Origin of the sequence: Mycobacterium sp. E2479 (assembly GCF_001667925.1) — a bacterium.
Lineage (GTDB): Bacteria > Actinomycetota > Actinomycetes > Mycobacteriales > Mycobacteriaceae > Mycobacterium.
This window is the reverse complement of the sequence record NZ_LZJR01000158.1, coordinates 87,493-108,624: the sequence shown is the minus strand read 5'-3', so window position 1 is coordinate 108,624 and position 21,132 is coordinate 87,493. Positions and strand designations below refer to the sequence as shown.

Below are 21,132 nucleotides of genomic sequence, written 5' to 3'. Positions count from 1 at the left end.
AATGAAAATCTCACTGTTCTACGAATTCGCCCTGCCCCGGCCCTGGGCGCCCGACGACGAGCATGTCTTGCTGCAGGACTGTCTCAACGAGGTCGAGGCCGCGGACAAGGCGGGTTTTTCCACCGTGTGGCTGACCGAGCACCACTTCCTCGAGGAGTACTGCCACTCGACGGCACCGGAGATCTTCTTGGCGGCGGCCAGCCAGCGGACCACGAACATTCGGCTGGGATTCGGCATCATGCACCTGCCGCCGGCGGTCAATCACCCCGCCCGCGTGGCCGAGCGCATCGCCACCCTGGACCTGCTGTCCAATGGTCGTGTCGAATTCGGCACCGGGGAATCCTCGTCGGTCGGTGAACTCGGCGGATTCAATATCGATCCCGCCGATAAGCGGGCACAGTGGGAAGAGGCCCTCGAGGTCTCGATCCGCTGCATGATCGAGGAGCCGTTCACCGGCTTCCACGGCGAACACGTCCAGATGCCGGCGCGCAACGTCGTTCCCAAGCCGCTGCAAAAGCCGCACCCGCCGGTCTGGGTCGCCTGCACGCGACCGGCCAGCGTCCAGATGGCAGCCCAAAAGGCGATCGGCGCCTTGAGTTTCGCCTACACCGGTCCCGGACCACTGACCGAACGGGTCAACGGCTATTACAAGGAGTTCGAGGAGAACGGCGTCCCGGTCACTCCTGGGATCAACCCCAACATCCTCGCCATCGGCGGCGACCTGTCGATGATGGTGGCCAAGTCCGATGAGCTGGCCCTGCAGCGGCTCGGGCAGGGCGGCGGGTTCTTCTCGTTCGGAATCATGCACTACTACATGACGGGTGTGCACACGCCGGGTCGGACCGGGGTGTGGCAGCGGTATCTCGAAGAGGTGGAAAAGGATCCGACGCTGGCGTACGGACCCGGCCGGGGCGCGATCGGATCCCCGGCCACCGTGCGTGAGTTTCTGCGCGGCTATGAGGAGAGTGGCGTCGACGAGATCATCTTGCTGCTCAACCCGCGCAGCCACGAAGGGACCATGGAATCGATTGAGCTTATGGGCAAAGAGGTCCTCCCTGAATTCATCGAGCGGGACGCAAAGGCTGTGGCGGAAAAGGCCAAGCGGCTGGAACCCATCATCGAGAAGGTGGAGGCGCGTCGGCCCGAATCGAGCGCACCGCAATTCGACGAGGATTACTCGTTTGGTGGACTCCCGACTGGCCGTGGCGGTAAGTTCACCGCCAGCGAGATCCCGGAAGCTATGGCGGAGATCAACGAAGGACGCGTTCAGGCGGCGCAGCGCGCGAAGGAACAGCAGAAGTAATCTCGGACGGCATCTGAGTCGGAAGAATTTCGAGGCGAGCCTTGGGAGCGATCGACGAGCTGTGGCGCTACGACGGAAGCCGTGCGGTGGTGACCGGATGTGCTTCGGGCATAGGCGAACACGTGGTGAGGCAGCTCACCGAGCTTGGGGCCGAAGTCATCGGGTTGGACAAGCGGCGACCAGACTTCACAATCGACGAATTTCATGAAGTCGACCTGGCCGATCAGACATCGATCGAGTCGGCGGTGGCGGCGGTGACCGGGCAAGTCGACGCGCTGTTCAATGTTGCGGGCGTGTCGTCCGGGATCGGCGATGCGCCGCTGGTGGTGACCATCAATTTCTTGGGGCTGCGCCATGCCACCGAGGCGCTGGTCCCGAAAATGGTCGCGGGGTCTGCCATTGTCAGCGTGTCATCGCTCGCGGCGGCCGCGTATCGGGAGCATCTGCGGGACGTGGCGCCGCTACTGGGTACCGCGACGATGCAGGAGGGTATCGAGTGGTGCGCTGCGCATCCCGATGCGCTCGGCACCGGCTATCAGTTGTCCAAGGAAGCGGTCATCCTCTACACCATGCGCCGCGCCACCCTGTTGGGCGCACGGGGAATTCGCATCAACTGCACCGGTCCCGGAGTCACCGAGACCCCGATCCTGGACCAGCTGCGCACGGCATACGGGCAGGGCTTTCTCGACGACATTCCCAAGCCGTTGGGCCGTGTTTCCGGCCCGGCCGAACAAGCCGCCGTTCTAGTCTTTTTGAATAGCCGTGCCGCCAGCTACATTTCGGGCCAGGTGGTATGGGTCGACGGCGGCAATGTGGGTGCGTCGATCGCGCGAGAACTCGAGGAAGGACACGCACCGTGGCCGGTATGACCGACTTTCGGCGGGTCGCTCGCGACGTCAGCAACTGGGGCCGGTGGGGAGACGCCGACGAGCTGGGCACCCTGAACTTCATCACCGCGGAAAAGGTGGCCCAAGCCGCAAGCCTGGTCCGCCATGGAAAGGTGTTCCCGTTGGGCGTGGACTTCGGTGCGTCCGGTCCACAGGGCGCCTTCGGGTTTCGGCACAATCCCATTCACGTAATGACCGTGGACGGCGGCGATGTGAACACCCTTGCTCGGTACGGGTCCGACTGGCCGAGTAACCTGGTGGCCCAGCAGCTGAGCGGTTACATGACCGCAGACAACCCCTTCCGCTTCAACGACGACATCATCATCATGCCGTTGCAGGCGGCCAGCCAATGGGACGCGTTGTCTCACGTCTACTACGACGGCCACCTCTACAACGGCTTCCCGGCCGATTCGGTGACCAGCCTGGGGGCCTATCGCTGCGGCATCGACAAGGTCGACGGCAAGGGCATCACGTCACGGGGCGTACTACTGGACCTGGTTCGTCACCGGAACGCGGATGTCTTCCTGGAAGCCGGAAACCCAATCTCACCGGAAGAACTGGATGACGTGGTGCGCGCGCAGGGGGTGACGATCGGCCGAGGCGACATCGTGCTGATCCGAACCGGCTGGTGGGCAAGGTTTCTCATGACCGGCAACAAGACAGAAGGCTATTCCGGGTTGGACTGGCGATGCGCCCAGTGGCTGCACGACCACGAGATCGCCGCCGTCGCGGCGGACAACCTCCAAGTCGAAGACCTGGTTTCGGGCGTCGAGGGGCTTACCTTTCCCTTGCATCTGCTCTGCCTGCGCGACATGGGGCTGATGTTCGGCGAGTACTGGGATCTCACCGCGCTGGCCGAAGACTGCGCCGCCGACGGCGTCTACGAGTTCCAGCTCATCGCCCCACCGCTGAGAGTCGTTGGGGCAGTGGGCTCACCGGTGAACCCGATCGCGATCAAATGAGGCTGCGTAAGACCATCACGGTGGACGGACTGACCACCAGCTATTTGGAAGCGGGCGACGGGGACCCGGTAGTGTTGCTGCACGGCGGGGAGTTCGGTGCGGGCGCCGAGCTCGGCTGGGAACGCAACATCGAAGCGCTTGCCGCGCGACACCGGGTCCTGGCGCCGGACCAGTTGGGGTTCGGGGAATCCGCCAAGGTCATTGACTTCGTCGACGGCCGCGGCATGCGGATTCGGCACGTGGCGCGGTTTTGCGAGCTGGTCGGTGTCGACTCGGCGCACTTCGTCGGCAATTCGATGGGAGCCATCAACCTGCTCACCGACGCCACGTCGGGCACACCGCTGCTACCAGCGCGCAGCCTGGTGATCATCTGCGGCGGCGGGGAGATCCAGCAGAACCAGCACTTCGAGGCGCTACAGAACTACGACGCAACGCTGCCGGCGATGCGCCGCATTGTCGAAGCGCTGTTCTTCGACTCCGGCTACCCCGCCGACGACGCCTATGTGCGCCGCCGTTACGAATCGAGCACCGCGCCGGGGGCATGGGAGGCCGTCGCCGCCGCCCGGTTCCGCCGTCCCGGCGCCACACAGGCCGCGACCCCATTGCCCGCGCGAGCCTACGAGAACATCGGCGTGCCAACACTTGTCGTCGAAGGTGGCGAGGACAAGCTCCTACCGGCCGGCTGGGCTGCCGAGATCGCCAAGCAGATCGATGGGGCCCGCTCGGTTGTAATCGACAAGGCCGGACACTGCCCCCAGATTGAGCGGCCCTCGGCGGTCAACCAGCTGCTGATGGATTTTCTGGGCGGGCTCTGAAACGTCAGAAGGCGTAGTCCACCCGGGTCATCATTCCGGCTACCTGGTGATAGGTGTTGTGGCAGTGCATGACCCAGGTTCCGGGATTGTCGGCGACGAGAACCGCAACGAGCCTCTGCTTCGGCAGCACCATAACGGTGTCCTTGCGCGCGCCCGGGCTGCCGTCGGCCCTGATCACTTGGAACGTATGCCCGTGCAGATGAATCGGGTGATACATCATCGTGGTGTTGTCGAACGTGATGGTGGGCCGTTGGCCCTGCTGGACGTGCAGAGGATTGGTCTTTGCGTAGGGCTCCCCGTTGATCGTCCAGTTGTACTGCATCATGTTGCCGCCCAGCACGACCGGCAGGTTGAGGCCGGGATCGGGACGTCCTAGGTTGACCGGTGTTGTCGCGGTGAACATCTCGATGGTTCCCACCCGCTTGGTGAGCTCGCCCGGCTGGAACTGCGGGTCTGGCGCACCGCCCGCGGCCGTAGCGAGCAACCCGCGTGCCAGGCCGTTCTTGCCCTCGGCGAGGGCGACCAGTGGGAAGACGCCGTCCGCGGCGGTCACGATGACGTCGTAGCGTTCGGCCATCCCGATCAGCAGCGCATCGACTTGTGTGGGAACGACGGGGTAGCCGTCGGTGTGCGTCACGGTCATCGGGTGGCCGGCGAGTGCGACCCGGAAGGTGGTGTCGGAGGCGGTGTTGATCAAGCGGATGCGGATGCGTTGGCCGGGTTTGGCGTTAAACGTGATGGGAGAAGCCGGGATTCGGCCATTAATCAGATAGTAGGGGTAGGCGATGTCGCCGGCGTCGCCGCCGAGGAGATCGCTGGTACCGCCCCTCGCCGCCGGGGGCGGCGGTGCCGGGCTGGTCGAGCTGGCCGGGCTGGTCGACGTCGTCTCGCTCGTCTCGGTCGTCGTCGTGGGGGATGTCTCGGTTGTCGAAGTCGTCGTTTCGGGCGTGGTCTGCGGGGGTTTGTTCGGGTTGCTCAGTTCGCCGTAGAGCTGCTGAGGACTCTTACCGACGCCATCGGTCCAATCATCAAGGACGACGATCCATTCGGCGTCGTAGTTGCCCTCGGTCGGGTCGTCGACGATGACCGGCAGATACAGACCGGTGTCTGTGTCCAGGCCAGTGTGCGGGTGTGCCCAGTAGGTACCCGAATTCGGTACGGAGAACCGGTAGGTGAAGTCGTGGCCGGGTGCGATGTCGGGTGTCGCAGGTTCTGCGCCGTCCATGTCGTTGCGCAGGGAGACGCCGTGCCAATGCACCGACGTAGGATGGTCGAGTCCGTTCGACACCGACACCACGACCTCGTCACCGATGCTGGCACGGATCACCGGGCCCGGGATGCTGTTGCCGTAGGCCAGCGTGCGAATGACCGGCCCGCCCAGGTCGACCTCGGCCTGCTGGGGCGCCAGCTTGGCGGTGACGGTTCGGCCACTGTGCGGTCGGGCGGACTCGGCCTCGGCGATGGCCCCGGCCATTCGGACACTGCCCGACGGTTCCGGCTTAGTTTGGCTGCACGCTGTCAGCGCCAACCCGCCGGCGAAGCCGGCAGCCATGAAACCGCGTCTGGTGAGCCGAGTTCCGCCGAAGGGACCGCCACTTGTGGGTTGCACGGCAATCGGCGCTCCTCGTCTTTGGCTCACCCCAACGTCCTTGTGCTTGGATGCTAGGCGGAGCGCAACCGCGCGCGCTAGGCTTCGCGAGCATCGCGCGGCGCATGCGTACGTTCCGAACGGCGCGTGGATGACGCCGATATTTTTGTGTGCGCGAAGGTCGGTGGGCCGAGCCGCGCCCCATCAAGGAGTCTTTTCCCGAGGAGCTTCTATTGGGCACCGCTGCGTGCCTGCGCGGCCATCCAGTCGCTGAAGGTCGTGGGGTAGACGACCAGTTCTTCGCCGTCGATGGGAACGATGCTGCGATCATCGAGCACGGCACCGTAATAACGGGCGCCGTTGTCCATCACCACCGTGCGGGCATCACCCGTCGCCGCGAAGCGGGTCCGGATGAAGTCGTCCATACCATGCTTTTCGGGACCGGCGATATTGATCACTCCATTGACGGGATCGCCCGATGCTGCACGCGTGACCGCCAGGGCCACATCCGCGGCGGCAATGGGCTGGAACGCCCCATGCGGCGCGCGAACGGTATCACCCTCGGTGAACGAATCAGCAATGCCGTCAACGAATTCGAAGAACTGCGTTGCCCGCACGATCGAGTACGGCGCCCCCGATTCCACGATCGTTTTTTCCTGCGCAATCTTGGCTCGCATGTATCCGCTTTCGGCCGCCCGGTCGGCGCCCACGATCGACAGGGCGACATGATGCTGCACGCCCGCGGTCCGCTCCGCGTCCAGCAGGTTGCGGGTAGAGGTGGTGAAGAAGTTCAGGACGTCGTCGTCGGCCCAGGACGGGGAGTTGGACACGTCCACGACCGTGTGGACGCCGGCGACCGCTTCGGCAACACCTTCGCCGGTCACGCTATTGACACCCGTCCTTGGCGATGCTGGGACCGCGTCGTGTCCCAGCTCGGTGAGATTGGCGACGACCTGTGACCCGATCAACCCGCTGCCACCGATTACCAACACCTTCATGATCACGCCTTTCCCAAGTTTCCCGACGAACTGGCCTTCCCAGCATGGCCTAGACGTCGACGGGGCGGAACCCCGGCTAGGTAGCGGCCAAACGATCGCCGCGGACGAGGCCCGCGGCGTCGTTAAATCAATTGCTTGACTTAACGCGGCAGGCGCCGATTAACTCGTCGTGTGGCTAACGAATTGGACGGCAAGGTCGTCATCGTCACCGGCGCGGCGTCCGGCATCGGTCGCGGTCTCGCGGAGCGCTTTGTGGCCGAGGGTGCACAGGTCGTCATCGCCGACGTCGAGACCGATCGCGGCGAGGCCCTTGCGAAGTCGCTCGGGGTCAACGCCGTCTTCCGGCAGACCGACGTCTCCGACCCCGGACAGGTGGGAGCGCTGGTGTCCGGTGCCGTCGAGAAGTTCGGCGGCCTACACGTCATGGTGAACAACGCCGGGATTTCCAGCCCGCTGCGCAGGCTGCTGGACGACGACCTCGGCGATTTCCACCGCGTGATGGGGGTCAACGTGTTGGGCGTGATGGCGGGAACCCGAGATGCCGCACGGCACATGGCCGAACACGGGGGCGGGTCGATCATCAACATCACCTCGATCGGCGGCATTCAGGCCGGCGGCGGCGTGATGACCTATCGCGCGTCCAAAGCGGCCGTCATCCAATTCACCAAGGCCGCGGCAATCGAGCTGGCGCACCACGAGATTCGGGTCAACGCCATCGCGCCCGGCAACATACCGACGCCGATCTTGGGGAAATCGGGAACCGGCATGGACCCCGAACAGCTCAAGCAGTTCGAGGCGCGGATCCGCGAGACGATGCGGGAGGATCGGCCGCTGAAGCGCGAGGGCACTCCCGACGACGTCGCCGAAGCCGCGCTGTACTTCGCCACCGACCGCTCGCGCTATGTCACCGGCACGGTGCTCCCGGTCGACGGCGGGACGGTGGCGGGCAAGCCGATCCGATCCAAGAAGCACGGCTGACGTCGCCGCACGGCTCCAGCCTGACGATGAGGTCGCGTCCGGCCTAGACACGGCCGAGGCCACAGCATACTCGGTGCACAATTTAAATCAATCGCTTGACTTAAACCCCGGGTAGGGGGTTGACTGATCCGATGACCACCGTCGGCCGGACCGTGCGCACCGAGCGGGCCAGTTCCACCCAGGAGGCGATCCTGGTGGCCGCCGAGCGGCTGTACGCCGAGCACGGCATGTTCGCGGTGTCCAACCGGCAGGTCAGCGAGGCTGCGGGACAGGGCAACAATGCCGCCGTCGGTTACCACTTCGGCACCAAGGCCGACCTGGTGCGTGCGATCGAGCACAAGCACCGCGGACCCGTTGAGCAACTCCGCGAACAGATGGTGTCCGACCTGCTGGCGTCGGGGGAGTCCGACGAATTGCGTTCCTGGGTGGCCTGTTTGGTGCGTCCGCTCACCGATCACCTGGAGCAGCTCGGAAACCCGACGTGGTACGCGCGGTTCGCTGCGCAGGCCATGACCGATCCGGCCTACTACAACATCATCGTCAAGGGCGCGCTCAGCTCGCCGTCGCTGGTGCAGGTGGTGGACGGCTTCAACCGCTGCCTCCCTAACCTGCCGGCCGATGTGCATTTCGAACGCAACATCATGGCCCGAAACCTGTTGATGCACACCTGCGCGGATCGTGAGCGCGCTTTCGCGACAGGCTCATTGACGTCTCATCGTTCATGGCGGGCTGCGGCGTCCGGGCTCATCGACGCGATCGTGGGCCTGTGGCTGGCGCCCGTGACGGCGTACGAGTGAAGGACTCGCGGATGAAGGTGACTGTCGACCAAGATGTTTGCGCTTCTTCGGGGAACTGCGTAATTAATGCGCCCGAAGTGTTCGATCAGCGCGATGACGACGGCGTCGTCGTCCTCCTCAACCCCAATCCGACACCCGAGCAGGCCGAAGGCGCGCGGCGGGCGGCGGCGGCCTGCCCCGCGCTTGCCATCCACATCGAGGAATGACATGTCAGACACACTGGTGAGTACCGCAACAGCGCAGACCTCCGATATCCCGGACTACCCGATGGCCAGGGAGCCGCGCTGCCCGTTCGCGCCGCCACCGGATGTGATGGCGCTGGCGAAAGCCAGGCCGCTGTCCAGGGTCCGGATCTGGGACGGCAGCACACCGTGGCTCATCACCGGCTACGAGCAGGTGCGCGAGCTGTTCTCGGATTCCCGGGTCAGCGTCGACGACCGGCAGCCCGGATTCCCGCACTGGAACGAAGGCATGCTGTCCACGGTGCACAAGCGCCCGCGGTCGGTCTTCACCTCCGACGGTGAGGAGCACACCCGGTTCCGGCGTATGTTGTCGAAGCCCTTCACGTTCAAGCGCGTCGAAAATCTGCGCCCGACCATCCAGAAGATCACCGACGACCACATCGACTCGATACTCGCCGGACCGCAGCCCGCCGACATCGTCACCGCGCTGGCGCTGCCGGTGCCCTCGCTGGTGATCAGCCAGCTGCTTGGCGTTCCCTATGAAGACGCCGACATGTTCCAGCACCATGCCAACATCGGCCTCGCGCGTTACGCCACCGGTGCAGACACCGTCAAAGGCGCGATGAATCTCAACAAATACCTCGCCCAGTTGGTCGAGGCCAAGATCAAGAATCCGGCCGAGGATGCGGTTTCCGACCTCGCCGAGCGGGTGAAGGCCGGCGAGCTAAGCGTGAAGGAGGCCGCCCAGCTGGGCACCGGGCTGCTGATCGCCGGGCATGAGACCACCTCCAACATGATTGGCCTCGGGGTGCTCGCGCTGCTGGAAAACCCAGACCAACTGGCCGTCATCCGCGACGCCGAAGATCCGAAGGTCATCGCAAGCGCCGTGGAGGAGCTGCTGCGTTATCTCAGCATCATCCAAAACGGTCAACGCCGCGTCGCGCTGGAAGACATTCACATCGCCGGCGAGACGATCCGTGCCGGCGAGGGCATCATCATCGATCTCGCCCCGGCCAACTGGGATCCCGACGCGTTCGCCGAACCGGAGCGACTGTACCTGCATCGGTCGGGCGCGGACCGCAACGTCGCATTCGGCTACGGTCGGCATCAGTGTGTGGGTCAGCAACTCGCCCGCGCCGAACTGCAGATCGTGTTCCACACCCTGGCCCAGCGCATTCCCACACTGCAACTTGCCATTCCGATCGAGGAGGTTCCGTTCAAGGACGACCGACTCGCCTACGGCGTCTACGAACTGCCGGTGACCTGGTAGCCCGGCTCGCTACCTACTGAAATGCGGAACCGAACGGAGGGTCAACGATGACGACTCAGACAGGCACGCTCTACCCGCCCGGAGGTTATGGCGCTCCAAAGGATCGGCGTGGGCACGCCGCGGACAGCGATGTCGGCTTGCCGCAGGGGACCGTGGTCTTCTCGGCGGACAACCACATCTCGCTGGCGGATGACATCTTCTATCAACGCTTTCCGGACGACCTGAAGGACAAGGCGCCGCGGATCTGGTACGAGGATGGTGCCTACCAAGTCGGCCGCAAGGGACAGTCCTTCCTGCCGGGAGACTTCAGCGCCGTGCTGATGCAGTACGACGACCTGCCCGGTGCCGCGAGCACCAACATCGACGCCCGGATCCAAGAGCTGCACGACGACGGCGTCGAGAAGGAACTGGCTTTCCCCAACGCGGTGCTGGCGCTGTTTCACTACCCGGACAAACAGCTTCGCGAGCTCGCCTTCCGTATCTACAACGAATACATCGCCGAGCTCCAGGAGCGCTCGAACGGCCACTTCTACGGAGCCGGCCTGATCAACTGGTGGGACCCGCAAGGCACCCGCAAGACCCTGGAAGAGCTGAAGTCGTTGGGGCTCAAGACCTTCTTGATGCCGTTGAATCCCGGCAAGGGCGACGACGGCAACCCGATCGACTACTCCAGCACTTCCATGAGGCCGGTGTGGGACGAGATCGAGGCCGCCGAACTTCCCGTCGCGCACCACATCGGGGAAACACCGCCGAAAAGCCCGACCGAGTTCAACAGCGTCGTGGTCGGCATGATGATCAACATCGACGGATTCCGGGAGACGTTCTCCAAGTACATCTTTGGCGGGATTCTTGACGACCACCCCGGATTGCGGATCGGCTGGTTCGAAGGCGGAATCTCCTGGGTGCCGTGGGCGCTGCAGGACGCCGAGCACTTGGTCGCCTCCTACCAGCACATGTTCAACCGGCCGCTGCAACACGACGTGCGCCACTACTGGGACAACCACATGAGCGCGTCGTTCATGGTCGACCCGCTCGGTCTCCAGCTGATCGACGGGATCGGGGTCGACAAGGTGATGTGGTCCAGTGACTATCCACACAACGAAAGCACTTACGGCTATTCCGAGAAATCACTGAAAGCCGTCGTCGATGCTGTGGGTCCGGACGATGCGGTGAAGATCGTCAGCGACAACGTCACGAAGTTCCTGGGCTTGTAGTGGCGACGTTCGCACAACTTGGCTCCAACACCGGTAGCGGACTGGTGATACCGGAAACGCCCGACCTGACTCGCCTGCGCCGAGAGACGGGGTCCCGGCTGCGTTCGGCGATGACCGAGCGGGGTGTCGGCGCGATGATCCTGTTGGGCAACAACGCGGTGGTCTATGCCACCGGGGCCAGCTGGCCTCTCGGCGACGCCGGATTGTCCTACGTCGAACGGCCGGTGGCCGTGGTGCTCGCCGACGACGAATGGCCGCACTTGTTCCTGCCCTTCCGAGAGGGAGCCGCGCAGGAAACGGACTTGCCCGCCGATCACCTGCACGGGCCCGTCTATCTCGAATTCGACGAGGGTGTCCAGCATTTCGCGCGTCAAATGACCGATCTCATTCCGGCCGAAGCGGTCGTCGCGGTCGACGAATTGACCGGCGCCATGTCGCGCGCCACGAAGCTCATGTTCCCGGGTGGTGCACCCGTCGACGCCGCGGCCATCGTCAGCGCCGCCAAGTCGGTGAAGACGCCGGACGAATTGTCCTGCATGCGCACCGCGATCCGGATCACCGATGAGGCGATGGTCGAGGTGCAGAAACGCCTGGCCCCCGGCATCCGTCAGATCGATTTGTCGGCAAGCTTTTTGCGCCGCGCCTTCGAACTGGGCGCCACGGCCAGCATGCTCGAGCCGATCTGGCAGGTGATGCCACCGAGCAAAGCCGAGGGAGTGTGGACCACGCACGGCGATTTGGCGCTGCCGCTGCTGACCACCGAGCGCGAGCTGGCCGAAGGCGACGTGCTGTGGACCGACGTCAGCATCACCTATCAGGGCTACTGTTCCGACTTCGGGCGCACCTGGATCGTCGGGCGGGATCCGTCCCCGCGCCAGCAGGCGCAGTTCGACAAATGGTTCGAGATCATGGGAGCGGTGCTCGGCGTCGCCAAGGCCGGTGCCACGGCGGCAGATCTGGGCCGGGCCGCCATCAAAGCCAATCGCGGCACCAAGCCGTGGCTGCCGCATTTCTACCTCGGCCATGGAATCGGCGTCAACGCCGCCGAGATGCCGATGATCGGAACCGATCTCGGTCAGGAGTTCGACGAGAATTTTGTTCTGCAATCCGGCATGGTGCTGGTGCTGGAGCCGGTGGTGTGGGAGGACGGCACCGGCGGCTACCGCAGCGAAGAGGTCCTGGTGATCACCGAGGAAGGCTGGATCCGTTTGACCGACTACCCCTATGACCCCTATGGCAACTGAGGTCCTGCCCGACGAACGCACGCTGCGCTCTGGCCGCCGCCAGCGGGCGCTGGCCCAGATGGCGGCGCACGATCTCGACGTCCTGGTGCTCGGCCGGCAAGCCAACGTTCGGTACGTCACCGGGGCTCCGCAACTGTGGGTCGCCGGCACTCGGCCCTTTGGCCCAACCTGCGTGCTGATGCGTGAGAGCGGCGCCGTGCACCTCCTCAGCACCTGGGACGAGGGTGTTCCCGAAGACATCCCCCACGAGAACCTCTACGGCATCTCGTGGAACCCGATGAACACGATAGCTGCCCTGCAGCACATCGACGGGGCGGCCACCGCACGGCGCGTCGGAACCGACGCGCTATCACCGGTTTTCGCGCAACTCCTGCCGACGGCGTTTCCCAACGCGCAGCTGGTCGACGGCGAGCTGGCCATGCGGGCCGCGCGCCGCATCAAGACGGACGAGGAGATCGCTGCGCTGCGGGAGTCCGTCGCGGTGGCCGAGTCGGCGCTGGCGGCGGCGGTTTCCGAATTGCGGCCGGGGATTAGCGAACAGGCGCTGGCCGGCGTCTTGCTAGAGGCCTCCGCGGCCGGCGGCGTGAGCACGCCGTCGAATCAAGATGTCGCATGGGTGACGTCACGCAAGCACCCGTGGCGGCGCGCCCACGGCGATGGTCGTATCCGCGACGGCGATCTGGTGGCGTTTTCGGCCGGAGTGCTGGCGGGAGGCTACGTCGGCGAAGTGGGCCGGACCTGGCCCGCCGACAACCGGCGTGCGCCCAACGGTGCAGCGAGCCTGCATGCGCGTTGGGAACGCTTGTGGGACAAGCTGTTCGCCGCCTGCCGGCCCGGCGCGGGAGCTAACGAATTGCTTGCCGCCTACCACGCTGCGGGTGAGCCCGAGCCACCGATGCCGGTTGCCCGCGGCCTGGGCATGGGGTTCGATCCACCCGTCGTTTCCAAGCACTTGCTCACCACCGCCGCCGAGGAACGCCTGGAGCCGGGAATGGCGCTGGCCGTGACGGCGTACGTGTGGGAAGAAGGTGTCGGCGCGGTATTCGGGCGAGAAGCGGTCCTGGTCACCGCGGCCGGCGCCGAAGTGCTTACCGCGAGCCCGTTCTGGCAGCCCTAGCCATGCCCGAGCCCTCGGAGCCGGCAGCCGAAGAGATCATTCGGTACCACAAAGACGCTGCGACGCGGATCGCCACGATCACATTCGACCGGCCAGGTTATCTCAATGCGCCGACGATCGCCGCGCGCCTGCGCTACGCGGATATCCCCCGCGGGGTTCGTTTCGCAGCGGCGCCACCCTCGGCCAGTGGTATGCCAACCCGAATTCGGGCATCCGCGGGCTGCAGGATTTCAAGAAGATCAGCATCCTGGAGGCCAAGGGCTAGTGCTATGGCTGGCACTTTTACCAGGCCGCCGACGCCGACCTGGTCATTTCCAGCGACGATGCGCTGTTTGGGCATCCATCGTTTCGGTATTACGGATGGGGTCCCCGCATGTGGTGGTGGGCACAGACCATGGGCATCCGGAAGTTTCAGGAAATGGTGTTCACCGGACGGGCTTTCACCGCCGCCGAGATGTATGACTGCAACTTCCTCAACAGCGTGGTTCCCCGGGATCAACTCGAGGCAGAGGTGGAGAAATACGCGCTGGCCTGCGCCAGTAACCGGCCCACGGACACGGTTTTCATGCAGAAGGTCTTCTTCGAGATCATGAAGCAGTTTCAGGGTGAATACCTGGGCAGCATGCTCAGCGGCGTCTTCGAGCCGATGGGCGGTAGCGTGCGCCCGGATGTCGCCGACGAGTCGATGCTCGACGACGCGATGAAACGGGGCCTGGGCGATGCGGTCAAGGACAACGACCATAAGTTCCCAGCCGAATGGCGGCTGAGCAAGAAAGCCCGCAAGAAGGCCCGTGCCGACAACGGCGCCAAAGCGAAGAGAAAGAAATAGTGGCGCGACACCGCGTCGAAGCGCCGCTGAGTGGCTATACCGTCATCGACCTGTCCACCGGTATAGCCGGCGCATACTGCACCAAGTTGCTCGCCGACGCCGGCGCTGATGTCGTGAAAGTCGAATCGCCACAGGGCGATCCGTTGCGTAGGTGGTCGGCTTCGGGTGCGGCCATCCCGGCTGGCGCAGACGGCGCGTTGTTCAGCTTCCTGGCGGGGGCAAAGCACAGCGTCGTGGTCGATCCTGACAAGGACGCCGACACCGAACTGGCGGACCGGCTCCTGGCTTCCGCCGACGCGGCCGTATGGTCGGCCGGCTCGAATGTGGCTGAGCATCCGGATTTCTCACCACACGTCATCCGGGATCGCCATCCGCATCTCACCGTCACCGCGATCACGCCGTTCGGGTTGGAAGGTCCGTGGCACGACCTGCCGGCGACCGAGTTCACCCTGCAAGCATGGTCGGGAGGGATCGTCGGGCTCGGCCGCGGCGAGCAGGAGCGTCCGCCTGTCTTCGTCGGCGGCCAGGTCGGCGAATACCTGACGGGTGCCTACGCAAGCGCGGCCACCTTGGCATCGCGATGGCGTCGAATCGACGGCGGTACGGGCGAACTGGTGGACCTCTCGATGCTGGAGACACAGATCCTCTGCCTCACCTACTACCCGGTTTCCTATTTCGAGGTGCTCGGCCGGCCATGGCGAGAAATGCGGCGGCCCACGATTCCGGGAGTGGCTCAGGCCAAGGATGGCCTGGTGAGCCTCGGCTGCGGGACCGCGCAGCAATGGTTCGACTTGTGCGCGATGGTGGGCCATCCCGAGTGGATCGATGAGGAATCGCCGCTGTCGATCACCGAGCAGGCCAACATCCATGCCGACGAAATCTTTTCCTGGTTAGCCGGCACACCGGTCGACGAAATTCGGGAACTGGCCTCGGCGTTCCGCATTCCCAACGCGCCGGTCGCCAGCGGCGCCAACGCCACGTCCTTCGATCAGTTCATGCAACGTGGCGCCTTTGTGCGTAATCCGCGCGAGGGCTTCATGCAACCGAGTCACCCGTATCGGATGCGGCCCGCGCAGTTGCGCCCGCCGCAACCGGCGCCGCGGCTGGGAGAGCACACCGAGTATTACCGCGACGAGAAACTTTCGGTGCGACCGGCGCCGGACGGTGTAGCGAAAGCGCTGCCGCTGAGCGGACTTCGGGTTTTGGACATGACGACCTTCTGGGCGGGACCCTGCTGTACCCATGCTTTGGCCTTGCTCGGTGCCGAGGTCATCCACGTCGAATCCACCCGCCGCCCGGATGGCACCCGGATGATCGCCGGCATACCGATCACCGAGGAGAAGTGGTGGGAGAAGTCGCCGATCTTCGAGGCACTCAACACCAGTAAGAAAGGTTTGACCCTCGACCTACAGACTACGCGCGGCCGCGAATTGCTGCGTGAGCTCATCGCGACGTGTGATGTGATCGTGGAGAATTTTACGCCGCGGGTCCTGGACCAGATCGGGCTGGATTTCTGCACCATTCAATCGATTCGGTCGGACACGGTGTTGGTGCGGATGCCTGGCTTCGGCCTCGACGGCCCGTGGCGCGACAACCCGGCATTCGCCTACGTCATCGAATCGGCGTCCGGCCTGAGTTGGCTTACCGGCTATCCGGATCGCACGCCGTATGACCCGTATTCGATCGGCGACGCATGCGCCGGAGTGCACGCGCTCAACGCGATACTGCTCGCGCTCGAGCACCGACGCCGTACGGGCGAAGGCGTGTTTGTCGAAGCGGCGATGGTCGACGCCGCACTCAGCATCTCCGCCGAGCAGGTCATCGAGTACTCGGCGTACGGGGCCCTGCTGCAGCGCGCGGGCAACCGGGGGCCGACCGCCGCGCCGCAGAACCTCTACCTCAGCGCCGACATCGACGAATTCGGCCGGCTTGATTGCTGGGTGGCCATCGCGGTGGCTACCGATGGCCAGTGGGACGGTTTATGCCGTGCCCTCGGATCGCCGTCCTGGGCAACGGATCCCAGGCTCTCAACCGACGCCGGCCGGCGCACGCACCAGGAATTCATCGATGAGGAACTCGGTGCGTGGTGCGGGCACCGCAGCCGCGACGAGATCGTCAAGACCCTGTGGGACGCCGGCGTGCCGGTGGCCAAGGTCATGCAACCGCACCGTCAAGCTGAACTGGACCAGTTGGCGTTCCGGGGTTTCTTCGAGGAGGTCGACCATCCGGTCAACGGTCCGGCCAGGCTCAGCACCGTGCCGATGAGGTTCTCAGCCGGGCCCCATGAATTCCACACTGAGCCTGCGCCGCTGCTGGGGCAGCACAACCATGAACTGCTGTCCGGTCTGGGTTTGTCCGAGTCGGACATCGCCGGGCTGGAATCCGACGGCGTGATCGGCCGCACACCGGCCATGCGCGCGAGGAGCTGACCGACCATGGCAATCGACCCCTCGAACATTTTGCTCACCGATCGTGTCGCGGTCGTGACGGGCGGGGGAGCGGGCATCGGGCGCGGAATCGCAGCCGGGTTGGCGGCATTCGGTGCCCGGGTGGCGATCTGGGAGCGCGACCCGCAGACCTGCGCGCAGGCGGCCGCATCCATCGGTGCGCTGGGAATCGTAAGCGATGTCCGGGACAGCGAGCAGGTCGACGCCGCGTTGCAGCGGACCACGGCCGAACTCGGCACGCCCACGATTCTGATCAACAACGCCGGGGGTGCCTTTCCCTCGCCGTTGCTCGAAACCAGCGAAAACGGCTGGGACGCATTATATAAGGCGAACCTGCGACACGTGCTGCTCTGCACCCAGCGAGTGGCCCGGCAATTGGTTACCGGCGGCGTTGGCGGCAGCATTGTTTCGGTGACGTCGATCGAGGGCGTGCGCGCCGCGCCGGGCTACGCCGCGTACGCGGCGGCCAAGGCCGGCGTGATCAACTACACCAAAACCGCGGCACTGGAATTGGCGTCTTACGGTATCCGGGTCAACGCGATAGCGCCCGACATCACCCTCACCGAAGGCCTCGCCGCGCTCAACAGCGACGCAGCGACGACCGCCATGGGCAATATCGTGCCGCTCGGACGTCCCGGCCATGTCGACGAAATCGCCGGCGCCGCGGTCTTTCTGGCGTCCGACATGTCGGTCTATCTCACCGGGCAGACGCTACACGTCGACGGCGGCACCCACGCCGCCGGCGGCTGGTACCACGACCGGCGGACCGGGGCCTACCGGCTGGGCCCGTCCGACTAGTGTTTCCACCCTTCGGCGGCCTGTTGATCGAAGGTGCGATCGATGCGCTCAAACCTGCGCTTGACCGAGGCCCGGGCCGCTTCGTGCGGCAGGATGTACAAGCGGTTGGCCGCAATCGCGTCGGCGGTGAGCCGGGCCACGTCATCGACTGACACTGCGTCATCCTGCGTCGGCGGAAGCTGTCCGAACCCGCTCGCCAGGTCGGGCGCTGACGCGAGCCCGTCATCGGCGGCGCGAATTCTTTCCGAGTTCGCGACCAATCCGGTTTCGATGACCATCGGGCAGAGCACCGAGACGCCGATGCCGTTGTCCTTGAGTTCCCGGGCCAACGTTTCGGCCAGCCCGACGACCCCATACTTGGCGACACCGTACGCCCCGAGCCCGGCGTTGGGCACCAGCCCGGCAAAGGAAGCGGTGAACGCGATGCGGCCGCCCCTGCCCTGCTCGATCAACTTCGGCACGAACGCCTCGACGGCATGGATCGAACCCCATAGATCGATGTCGATCACCCAGCGCCAGTCTTCGTGCGTCATCGTCGCGAGCGGTCCCGCCACGACGATGCCGGCGTTGCTGAACACGACATCGACCTGACCCAGCAGCCGGAAGGACTCATCCGCCAGGTGAACCATTTGATCGAGGTGTCGCACGTCGCACGCCACCCCGTGCGCCTCGAACCCCTCGGATTCAAGGTGCGCCACCGCCCGTTTCAAAGCGGACTGATCGACGTCGGCCAGCACCAGGCGCGCGCCGCGGCGGGCGAATTCGGTGGCGGTGGCCAAACCGATGCCGCTCGCACCGCCGGTGATCACTGCCCCGCGTCCCGCGAAATCGTCCATAGCTGCCGAGCGTATTACTCGCCGCGTTACCGGTGTGAGAGACATCATGTGGATAGGCCGCTAACTATTAGGGCACAATATAAATATGGCCGCACCCACTGCGCGCGACATCGATCCGTTGGCCCTCGAACACCAGGTGTGTTTCGCGTTGGCGACGACCAACCGCGCGGTCCTGGCGGTGTATAGGCCCCTCTTGGAGCCGCTCGGCCTGACCCATCCGCAATATCTGGTGATGCTGGCACTGTGGGACCACCACCGCAAAACCCCCGCGGCGGACCGTTTCCCGTTGTCGGTCAAGCAGATCGCCGCCGCGCTGCAGATGGATTCCGCCACGATGTCGCCCATGCTCAAGCGTTTGGAGGGGCAGGGGCTGATCACCCGCGCCAAGAATGCGGCCGACGAGCGCACCACCGACGTGATGCTCACGCAGCGTGGAATCACCTTGCGGGAGAGGGCACTTGCGATCCCGCCGGCTGTCGTGGCACGTCTGGGGGTCGAACTGACCGAACTCGAGAACCTCCATCAGATCCTTACCCGCATCAACGCCGCCGCCGTCGCGGCCAACGCATTGCATGCCTGACATCACCCTAAGGAGCCCACCATGACCGACGCAAAACCCAATCTCTGGCAGCGGATCGGCTATTCCTACGGCCGGCGGTTGCCCGACTCGATGCGCAGTTGGGTGGCACGAGATCTGGCCGGCGAGGGGGCCATCCGCCGGCACATGATCAGGTGGGCGATCCCGCCCCTGCTGGTCCTTGCCCCATTCTGGCTGCTGCCCGCTTCGCTCTACGTGCACACGGAGATGACCGCGCCGCTCTACATCTGGGCGTTGCTGATAACCCTTGCGCTGAACAAGGTCTGGCGCCGGCACCGGCTGGCAGTCCATGGATTGGACCCGAACCTGGTCGACGTGATCGCCCGCCGCAAACAGGCGAGGATGCACGAGGACTACATCGCCCGCTACGGGCCGCGACCCGAATCGGCCGAATGGCAGTCGAATAGCAGCCCTTTCTAGCGACTACTTGAGGCAGCTACCCGCATCGATGGGCAGGGTTACGCCGGTGACATAACGAGACTCATCGGAGGCGAAAAAAAGCACCGCGTTGCTGATGTCGATCGGGTCGACCCAGGGAATCGGCAGTGTGTGGAACATCTGGCAAATCGGCGCCATGTCGTCGGGACCGGGGTTCTCCAGGTCGGGCCGGAACATCTTCCAGGTGCCCTCGTTCATGATCATCGGGGTGCTCACGTGCGTGGGGTGCACGGAGTTGACGCGAATCATGTGCTGCCCCAATTCAACTCCAAAGGCACGCATCAGGCCGACGACGCCGTGCTTGGCGGCGACGTAGTGCCCGGTGTGCGGGTAAGCCTTGAGCCCACCGACCGAGCTGGTCAGGATGATCGACCCGCCGCGGCCACCGGCCAGGATGTGTGGAACGCCGGCTTTCACGCTCTTCCAGACCCCGGACAGGTTGACGTCGATCATTTCCGTCCAGTCTTCTTCGCTGGTCTTGTCCAAAGTCTCGCCGCCGTTGCCGATTCCGGCGTTGGCGACGATGATGTCGAGCCGGCCGAGCTGCTCGACGCCGTTGTCCACCGCCGCCTTGAGTGCGTCGAAGTCGCGCACATCGACTTCGGCCGTGAAGATCCTGCGGTTGTGCCCCTTGACCAGGTCAGCGGTCTCGGCGAGGTCTTCGGGCGTCGACGCCGGGATCGCGGTGTCCAGCACGCCCTCGCGGATGGGCTTGCAGATATCGACGGCGATGATGTCGGCGCCCTCTTGGGCCAACCGCACTGCATGGCTGCGGCCCTGACCGCGCGCCGCTCCGGTGACGAAAGCGACCTTGCCCTCAACACGTCCGGTCATGACTACCTCAACTCCTGACTTGATCTGATCGGCACGCCATTGCGGAGAACGAATGCGTTCGCAGGACCGCGGGTCTTGCCGCCCTTGAACTCTGTCACCGCGTCATCACGGGTGTCAATGACGAATCCATTTTGGCTATCTGTGGTTCTAGATATTAGAGAATCTCATTCTCACCGGCAAATGGCGCGCGGTAATCGCTCATTATGAGATGAGGGCGCGGCGAGGGCGCTACGCGATGAATCCGCGTGAGCAGAAGTCCCACACCTCGTCGGCGGTGATGGGGTGCATCGTGGCGTCGTCGGGTCCGCCGCTGGACTGCGCGATGAACATGACGGTCTGCATCGTCATGGCGGCGACGCGTTTGGGATTGATGGTGGTGCGCAGCTTGCCGGCGTCGTGGGCCGCCTCCATCAACTCCGTCAGCAACGCGAGCAACGGTGCATGAGCTACCTTGACCTCAGCCGGATGCGTCACCAGCAAACGAGGGGCAAAGTCGGTGAACAGCGGTCGCTTGGCCGTCGGGTCCGGGCGCGATGCCTCATACAGCAGTTGAACGGCCACGTGCAGCCGCTCCAACGGATCGGTTTGGCTCTCCGTGGCGGCGCGGATCTGGTCGGCCGATCGGCTCAGGGCATCTTCGAAGAGCGCCAGCAGCAACTCGTGCTTGCCGTCGAACTGCAGGTAGAAGCTGCGCAACGACTGGCGGGAGCGGTCCACGACCTCCTGCACGGTAAAGTCCGTGCTCCCCTTTTCGATGATGATGGCCTGGGCGGCGTCGAGGAAGCGCTGAACACGCTGCGCGGCGCGCAGTTTCGCCGTCTTGATGGACCGCTCGACGGCACGCTGCTTCCAGGCCGGCTCTTCACTGGGATTGGTCACGGCCGGCTCAGCTGATTGCCGCGAGGGGAGAACATGGTTGGACTCTACCGGAGAACGCCGTGACATCGCTGCGCTCTACCCCCTCACGGATCACGTGTCGGAGATTGTAACTTTCTTA

20 protein-coding genes and 1 pseudogene are annotated in these 21,132 nt (G+C 64.7%); 16 read left to right on the top strand and 5 right to left on the bottom strand.

What is annotated here, in order from left to right; translation table 11 throughout:
- Position 1 precedes the first annotated feature (1 nt).
- Genes A5686_RS25105 through A5686_RS25090 form a run of 4 tightly spaced genes read left to right on the top strand, consistent with a single transcriptional unit; the run spans position 2 to position 3,967 of the window.
- Positions 2 to 1,303 carry an LLM class flavin-dependent oxidoreductase gene (locus tag A5686_RS25105; protein WP_067940054.1) on the top strand — a complete coding sequence of 434 codons (1,302 nt, stop codon included), beginning with the start codon at positions 2 to 4 and terminating at the stop codon, positions 1,301 to 1,303.
- Between the two features lie 41 nt (positions 1,304 to 1,344).
- A complete protein-coding gene (locus A5686_RS25100) occupies positions 1,345 to 2,172 on the top strand; it encodes a coniferyl-alcohol dehydrogenase (RefSeq protein WP_067940052.1) in 828 nt (275 codons plus the stop codon).
- Complete coding sequence (locus tag A5686_RS25095; protein ID WP_067940050.1) at positions 2,160 to 3,152, top strand: cyclase family protein; 993 nt, start codon at positions 2,160 to 2,162, stop codon at positions 3,150 to 3,152. Before A5686_RS25100 ends, A5686_RS25095 begins: the two co-directional genes overlap by 13 nt.
- A complete protein-coding gene (locus A5686_RS25090) occupies positions 3,149 to 3,967 on the top strand; it encodes an alpha/beta fold hydrolase (RefSeq protein WP_067940048.1) in 819 nt (272 codons plus the stop codon). Before A5686_RS25095 ends, A5686_RS25090 begins: the two co-directional genes overlap by 4 nt.
- Positions 3,968 to 3,971: 4 nt before the next feature.
- Here the strand turns inward: A5686_RS25090 and A5686_RS25085 are convergent, their stop codons facing one another.
- Together A5686_RS25085 and A5686_RS25080 are read right to left on the bottom strand one after the other, a co-directional pair.
- Positions 3,972 to 5,519 (bottom strand): multicopper oxidase family protein, encoded by a 1,548-nt coding sequence (locus A5686_RS25085; RefSeq protein ID WP_082947815.1) that lies wholly within the window; start codon positions 5,517 to 5,519, stop codon positions 3,972 to 3,974.
- Between the two features lie 266 nt (positions 5,520 to 5,785).
- Positions 5,786 to 6,553 carry an SDR family oxidoreductase gene (locus tag A5686_RS25080; protein ID WP_067940097.1) on the bottom strand — a complete coding sequence of 256 codons (768 nt, stop codon included), beginning with the start codon at positions 6,551 to 6,553 and terminating at the stop codon, positions 5,786 to 5,788.
- Positions 6,554 to 6,724: 171 nt separating this feature from the next.
- Between A5686_RS25080 and A5686_RS25075 the strand changes: the two genes are divergently transcribed.
- From A5686_RS25075 to A5686_RS25030, 10 genes and pseudogenes are all read left to right on the top strand, one after another.
- Complete coding sequence (locus A5686_RS25075) at positions 6,725 to 7,531, top strand: SDR family NAD(P)-dependent oxidoreductase (RefSeq protein ID WP_067940046.1); 807 nt, start codon at positions 6,725 to 6,727, stop codon at positions 7,529 to 7,531.
- Between the two features lie 131 nt (positions 7,532 to 7,662).
- Positions 7,663 to 8,328 carry a TetR family transcriptional regulator gene (locus A5686_RS25070; RefSeq protein ID WP_067940044.1) on the top strand — a complete coding sequence of 222 codons (666 nt, stop codon included), beginning with the start codon at positions 7,663 to 7,665 and terminating at the stop codon, positions 8,326 to 8,328.
- A gap of 11 nt (positions 8,329 to 8,339) precedes the next feature.
- Positions 8,340 to 8,534, top strand: a complete 195-nt coding sequence (locus A5686_RS25065) for a ferredoxin (RefSeq protein ID WP_067940095.1) — start codon at positions 8,340 to 8,342, stop codon at positions 8,532 to 8,534.
- 1 nt (position 8,535) lies between these two features.
- On the top strand, positions 8,536 to 9,780 hold the full coding sequence (locus A5686_RS25060) for a cytochrome P450 (protein ID WP_067940042.1): 1,245 nt from the start codon (positions 8,536 to 8,538) through the stop codon (positions 9,778 to 9,780).
- A gap of 152 nt (positions 9,781 to 9,932) precedes the next feature.
- On the top strand, positions 9,933 to 10,994 hold the full coding sequence (locus A5686_RS25055; RefSeq protein WP_197520698.1) for an amidohydrolase family protein: 1,062 nt from the start codon (positions 9,933 to 9,935) through the stop codon (positions 10,992 to 10,994).
- Complete coding sequence (locus A5686_RS25050) at positions 10,994 to 12,238, top strand: Xaa-Pro peptidase family protein (RefSeq protein ID WP_067940038.1); 1,245 nt, start codon at positions 10,994 to 10,996, stop codon at positions 12,236 to 12,238. The genes A5686_RS25055 and A5686_RS25050 overlap by 1 nt, the downstream gene beginning before the upstream one ends.
- Positions 12,228 to 13,355, top strand: coding sequence for a Xaa-Pro peptidase family protein (locus A5686_RS25045; protein ID WP_067940036.1), 1,128 nt, complete (start codon positions 12,228 to 12,230; stop codon positions 13,353 to 13,355). The genes A5686_RS25050 and A5686_RS25045 overlap by 11 nt, the downstream gene beginning before the upstream one ends.
- A 2-nt stretch (positions 13,356 to 13,357) precedes the next feature.
- Positions 13,358 to 14,184: pseudogene (locus A5686_RS25040) on the top strand (enoyl-CoA hydratase/isomerase family protein).
- Positions 14,184 to 16,613, top strand: coding sequence for a CaiB/BaiF CoA-transferase family protein (locus A5686_RS25035; protein ID WP_067940034.1), 2,430 nt, complete (start codon positions 14,184 to 14,186; stop codon positions 16,611 to 16,613). Before A5686_RS25040 ends, A5686_RS25035 begins: the two are co-directional and overlap by 1 nt.
- Before the next feature lie 6 nt (positions 16,614 to 16,619).
- The gene (locus tag A5686_RS25030) at positions 16,620 to 17,429 is read left to right on the top strand and encodes an SDR family NAD(P)-dependent oxidoreductase (protein ID WP_067940032.1); all 810 of its coding nucleotides are present in this window, start codon (positions 16,620 to 16,622) and stop codon (positions 17,427 to 17,429) included.
- Here the strand turns inward: A5686_RS25030 and A5686_RS25025 are convergent.
- Positions 17,426 to 18,265 (bottom strand): SDR family NAD(P)-dependent oxidoreductase, encoded by an 840-nt coding sequence (locus A5686_RS25025; protein WP_067940030.1) that lies wholly within the window; start codon positions 18,263 to 18,265, stop codon positions 17,426 to 17,428. The two genes, A5686_RS25030 and A5686_RS25025, sit on opposite strands and share 4 nt — an antisense overlap.
- Positions 18,266 to 18,350: 85 nt before the next feature.
- Between A5686_RS25025 and A5686_RS25020 the strand changes: the two genes are divergently transcribed.
- Together A5686_RS25020 and A5686_RS25015 are read left to right on the top strand one after the other, a co-directional pair.
- Entirely contained in the window at positions 18,351 to 18,845 is a 495-nt protein-coding gene (locus A5686_RS25020) for a MarR family winged helix-turn-helix transcriptional regulator (protein WP_067940028.1), read from the top strand.
- Between the two features lie 21 nt (positions 18,846 to 18,866).
- A complete protein-coding gene (locus tag A5686_RS25015; RefSeq protein ID WP_067940026.1) occupies positions 18,867 to 19,283 on the top strand; it encodes a DUF5313 domain-containing protein in 417 nt (138 codons plus the stop codon).
- Between the two features lie 3 nt (positions 19,284 to 19,286).
- Here A5686_RS25015 and A5686_RS25010 read toward each other — a convergent pair whose 3' ends face one another.
- Together A5686_RS25010 and A5686_RS25005 are read right to left on the bottom strand one after the other, a co-directional pair.
- Complete coding sequence (locus tag A5686_RS25010) at positions 19,287 to 20,135, bottom strand: mycofactocin-coupled SDR family oxidoreductase (RefSeq protein WP_067940024.1); 849 nt, start codon at positions 20,133 to 20,135, stop codon at positions 19,287 to 19,289.
- A 228-nt stretch (positions 20,136 to 20,363) separates the two neighbouring features.
- Positions 20,364 to 21,014: a TetR/AcrR family transcriptional regulator gene (locus A5686_RS25005; RefSeq protein WP_067940022.1), complete on the bottom strand. Its 651-nt coding sequence runs from the start codon at positions 21,012 to 21,014 to the stop codon at positions 20,364 to 20,366.
- Between the last annotated feature and the right edge of the window lie 118 nt (positions 21,015 to 21,132).

Bases quoted from the DNA above. Each gene is read 5' to 3' on its own strand.
- A5686_RS25105 (WP_067940054.1), top strand. From the start codon at position 2: ATGAAAATCTCACTGTTCTACGAATTCGCCCTGCCCCGGCCCTGGGCG.
- A5686_RS25090 (WP_067940048.1), top strand. From the start codon at position 3,149: ATGAGGCTGCGTAAGACCATCACGGTGGACGGACTGACCACCAGCTAT.
- A5686_RS25085 (WP_082947815.1), bottom strand. From the start codon at position 5,519: ATGGCTGCCGGCTTCGCCGGCGGGTTGGCGCTGACAGCGTGCAGCCAA.
- A5686_RS25080 (WP_067940097.1), bottom strand. From the start codon at position 6,553: ATGAAGGTGTTGGTAATCGGTGGCAGCGGGTTGATCGGGTCACAGGTC.
- A5686_RS25070 (WP_067940044.1), top strand. From the start codon at position 7,663: ATGACCACCGTCGGCCGGACCGTGCGCACCGAGCGGGCCAGTTCCACC.
- A5686_RS25065 (WP_067940095.1), top strand. From the start codon at position 8,340: ATGAAGGTGACTGTCGACCAAGATGTTTGCGCTTCTTCGGGGAACTGC.
- A5686_RS25060 (WP_067940042.1), top strand. From the start codon at position 8,536: ATGTCAGACACACTGGTGAGTACCGCAACAGCGCAGACCTCCGATATC.
- A5686_RS25045 (WP_067940036.1), top strand. From the start codon at position 12,228: ATGGCAACTGAGGTCCTGCCCGACGAACGCACGCTGCGCTCTGGCCGC.
- A5686_RS25030 (WP_067940032.1), top strand. From the start codon at position 16,620: ATGGCAATCGACCCCTCGAACATTTTGCTCACCGATCGTGTCGCGGTC.
- A5686_RS25025 (WP_067940030.1), bottom strand. From the start codon at position 18,265: ATGGACGATTTCGCGGGACGCGGGGCAGTGATCACCGGCGGTGCGAGC.
- A5686_RS25020 (WP_067940028.1), top strand. From the start codon at position 18,351: ATGGCCGCACCCACTGCGCGCGACATCGATCCGTTGGCCCTCGAACAC.
- A5686_RS25015 (WP_067940026.1), top strand. From the start codon at position 18,867: ATGACCGACGCAAAACCCAATCTCTGGCAGCGGATCGGCTATTCCTAC.
- A5686_RS25010 (WP_067940024.1), bottom strand. From the start codon at position 20,135: ATGACCGGACGTGTTGAGGGCAAGGTCGCTTTCGTCACCGGAGCGGCG.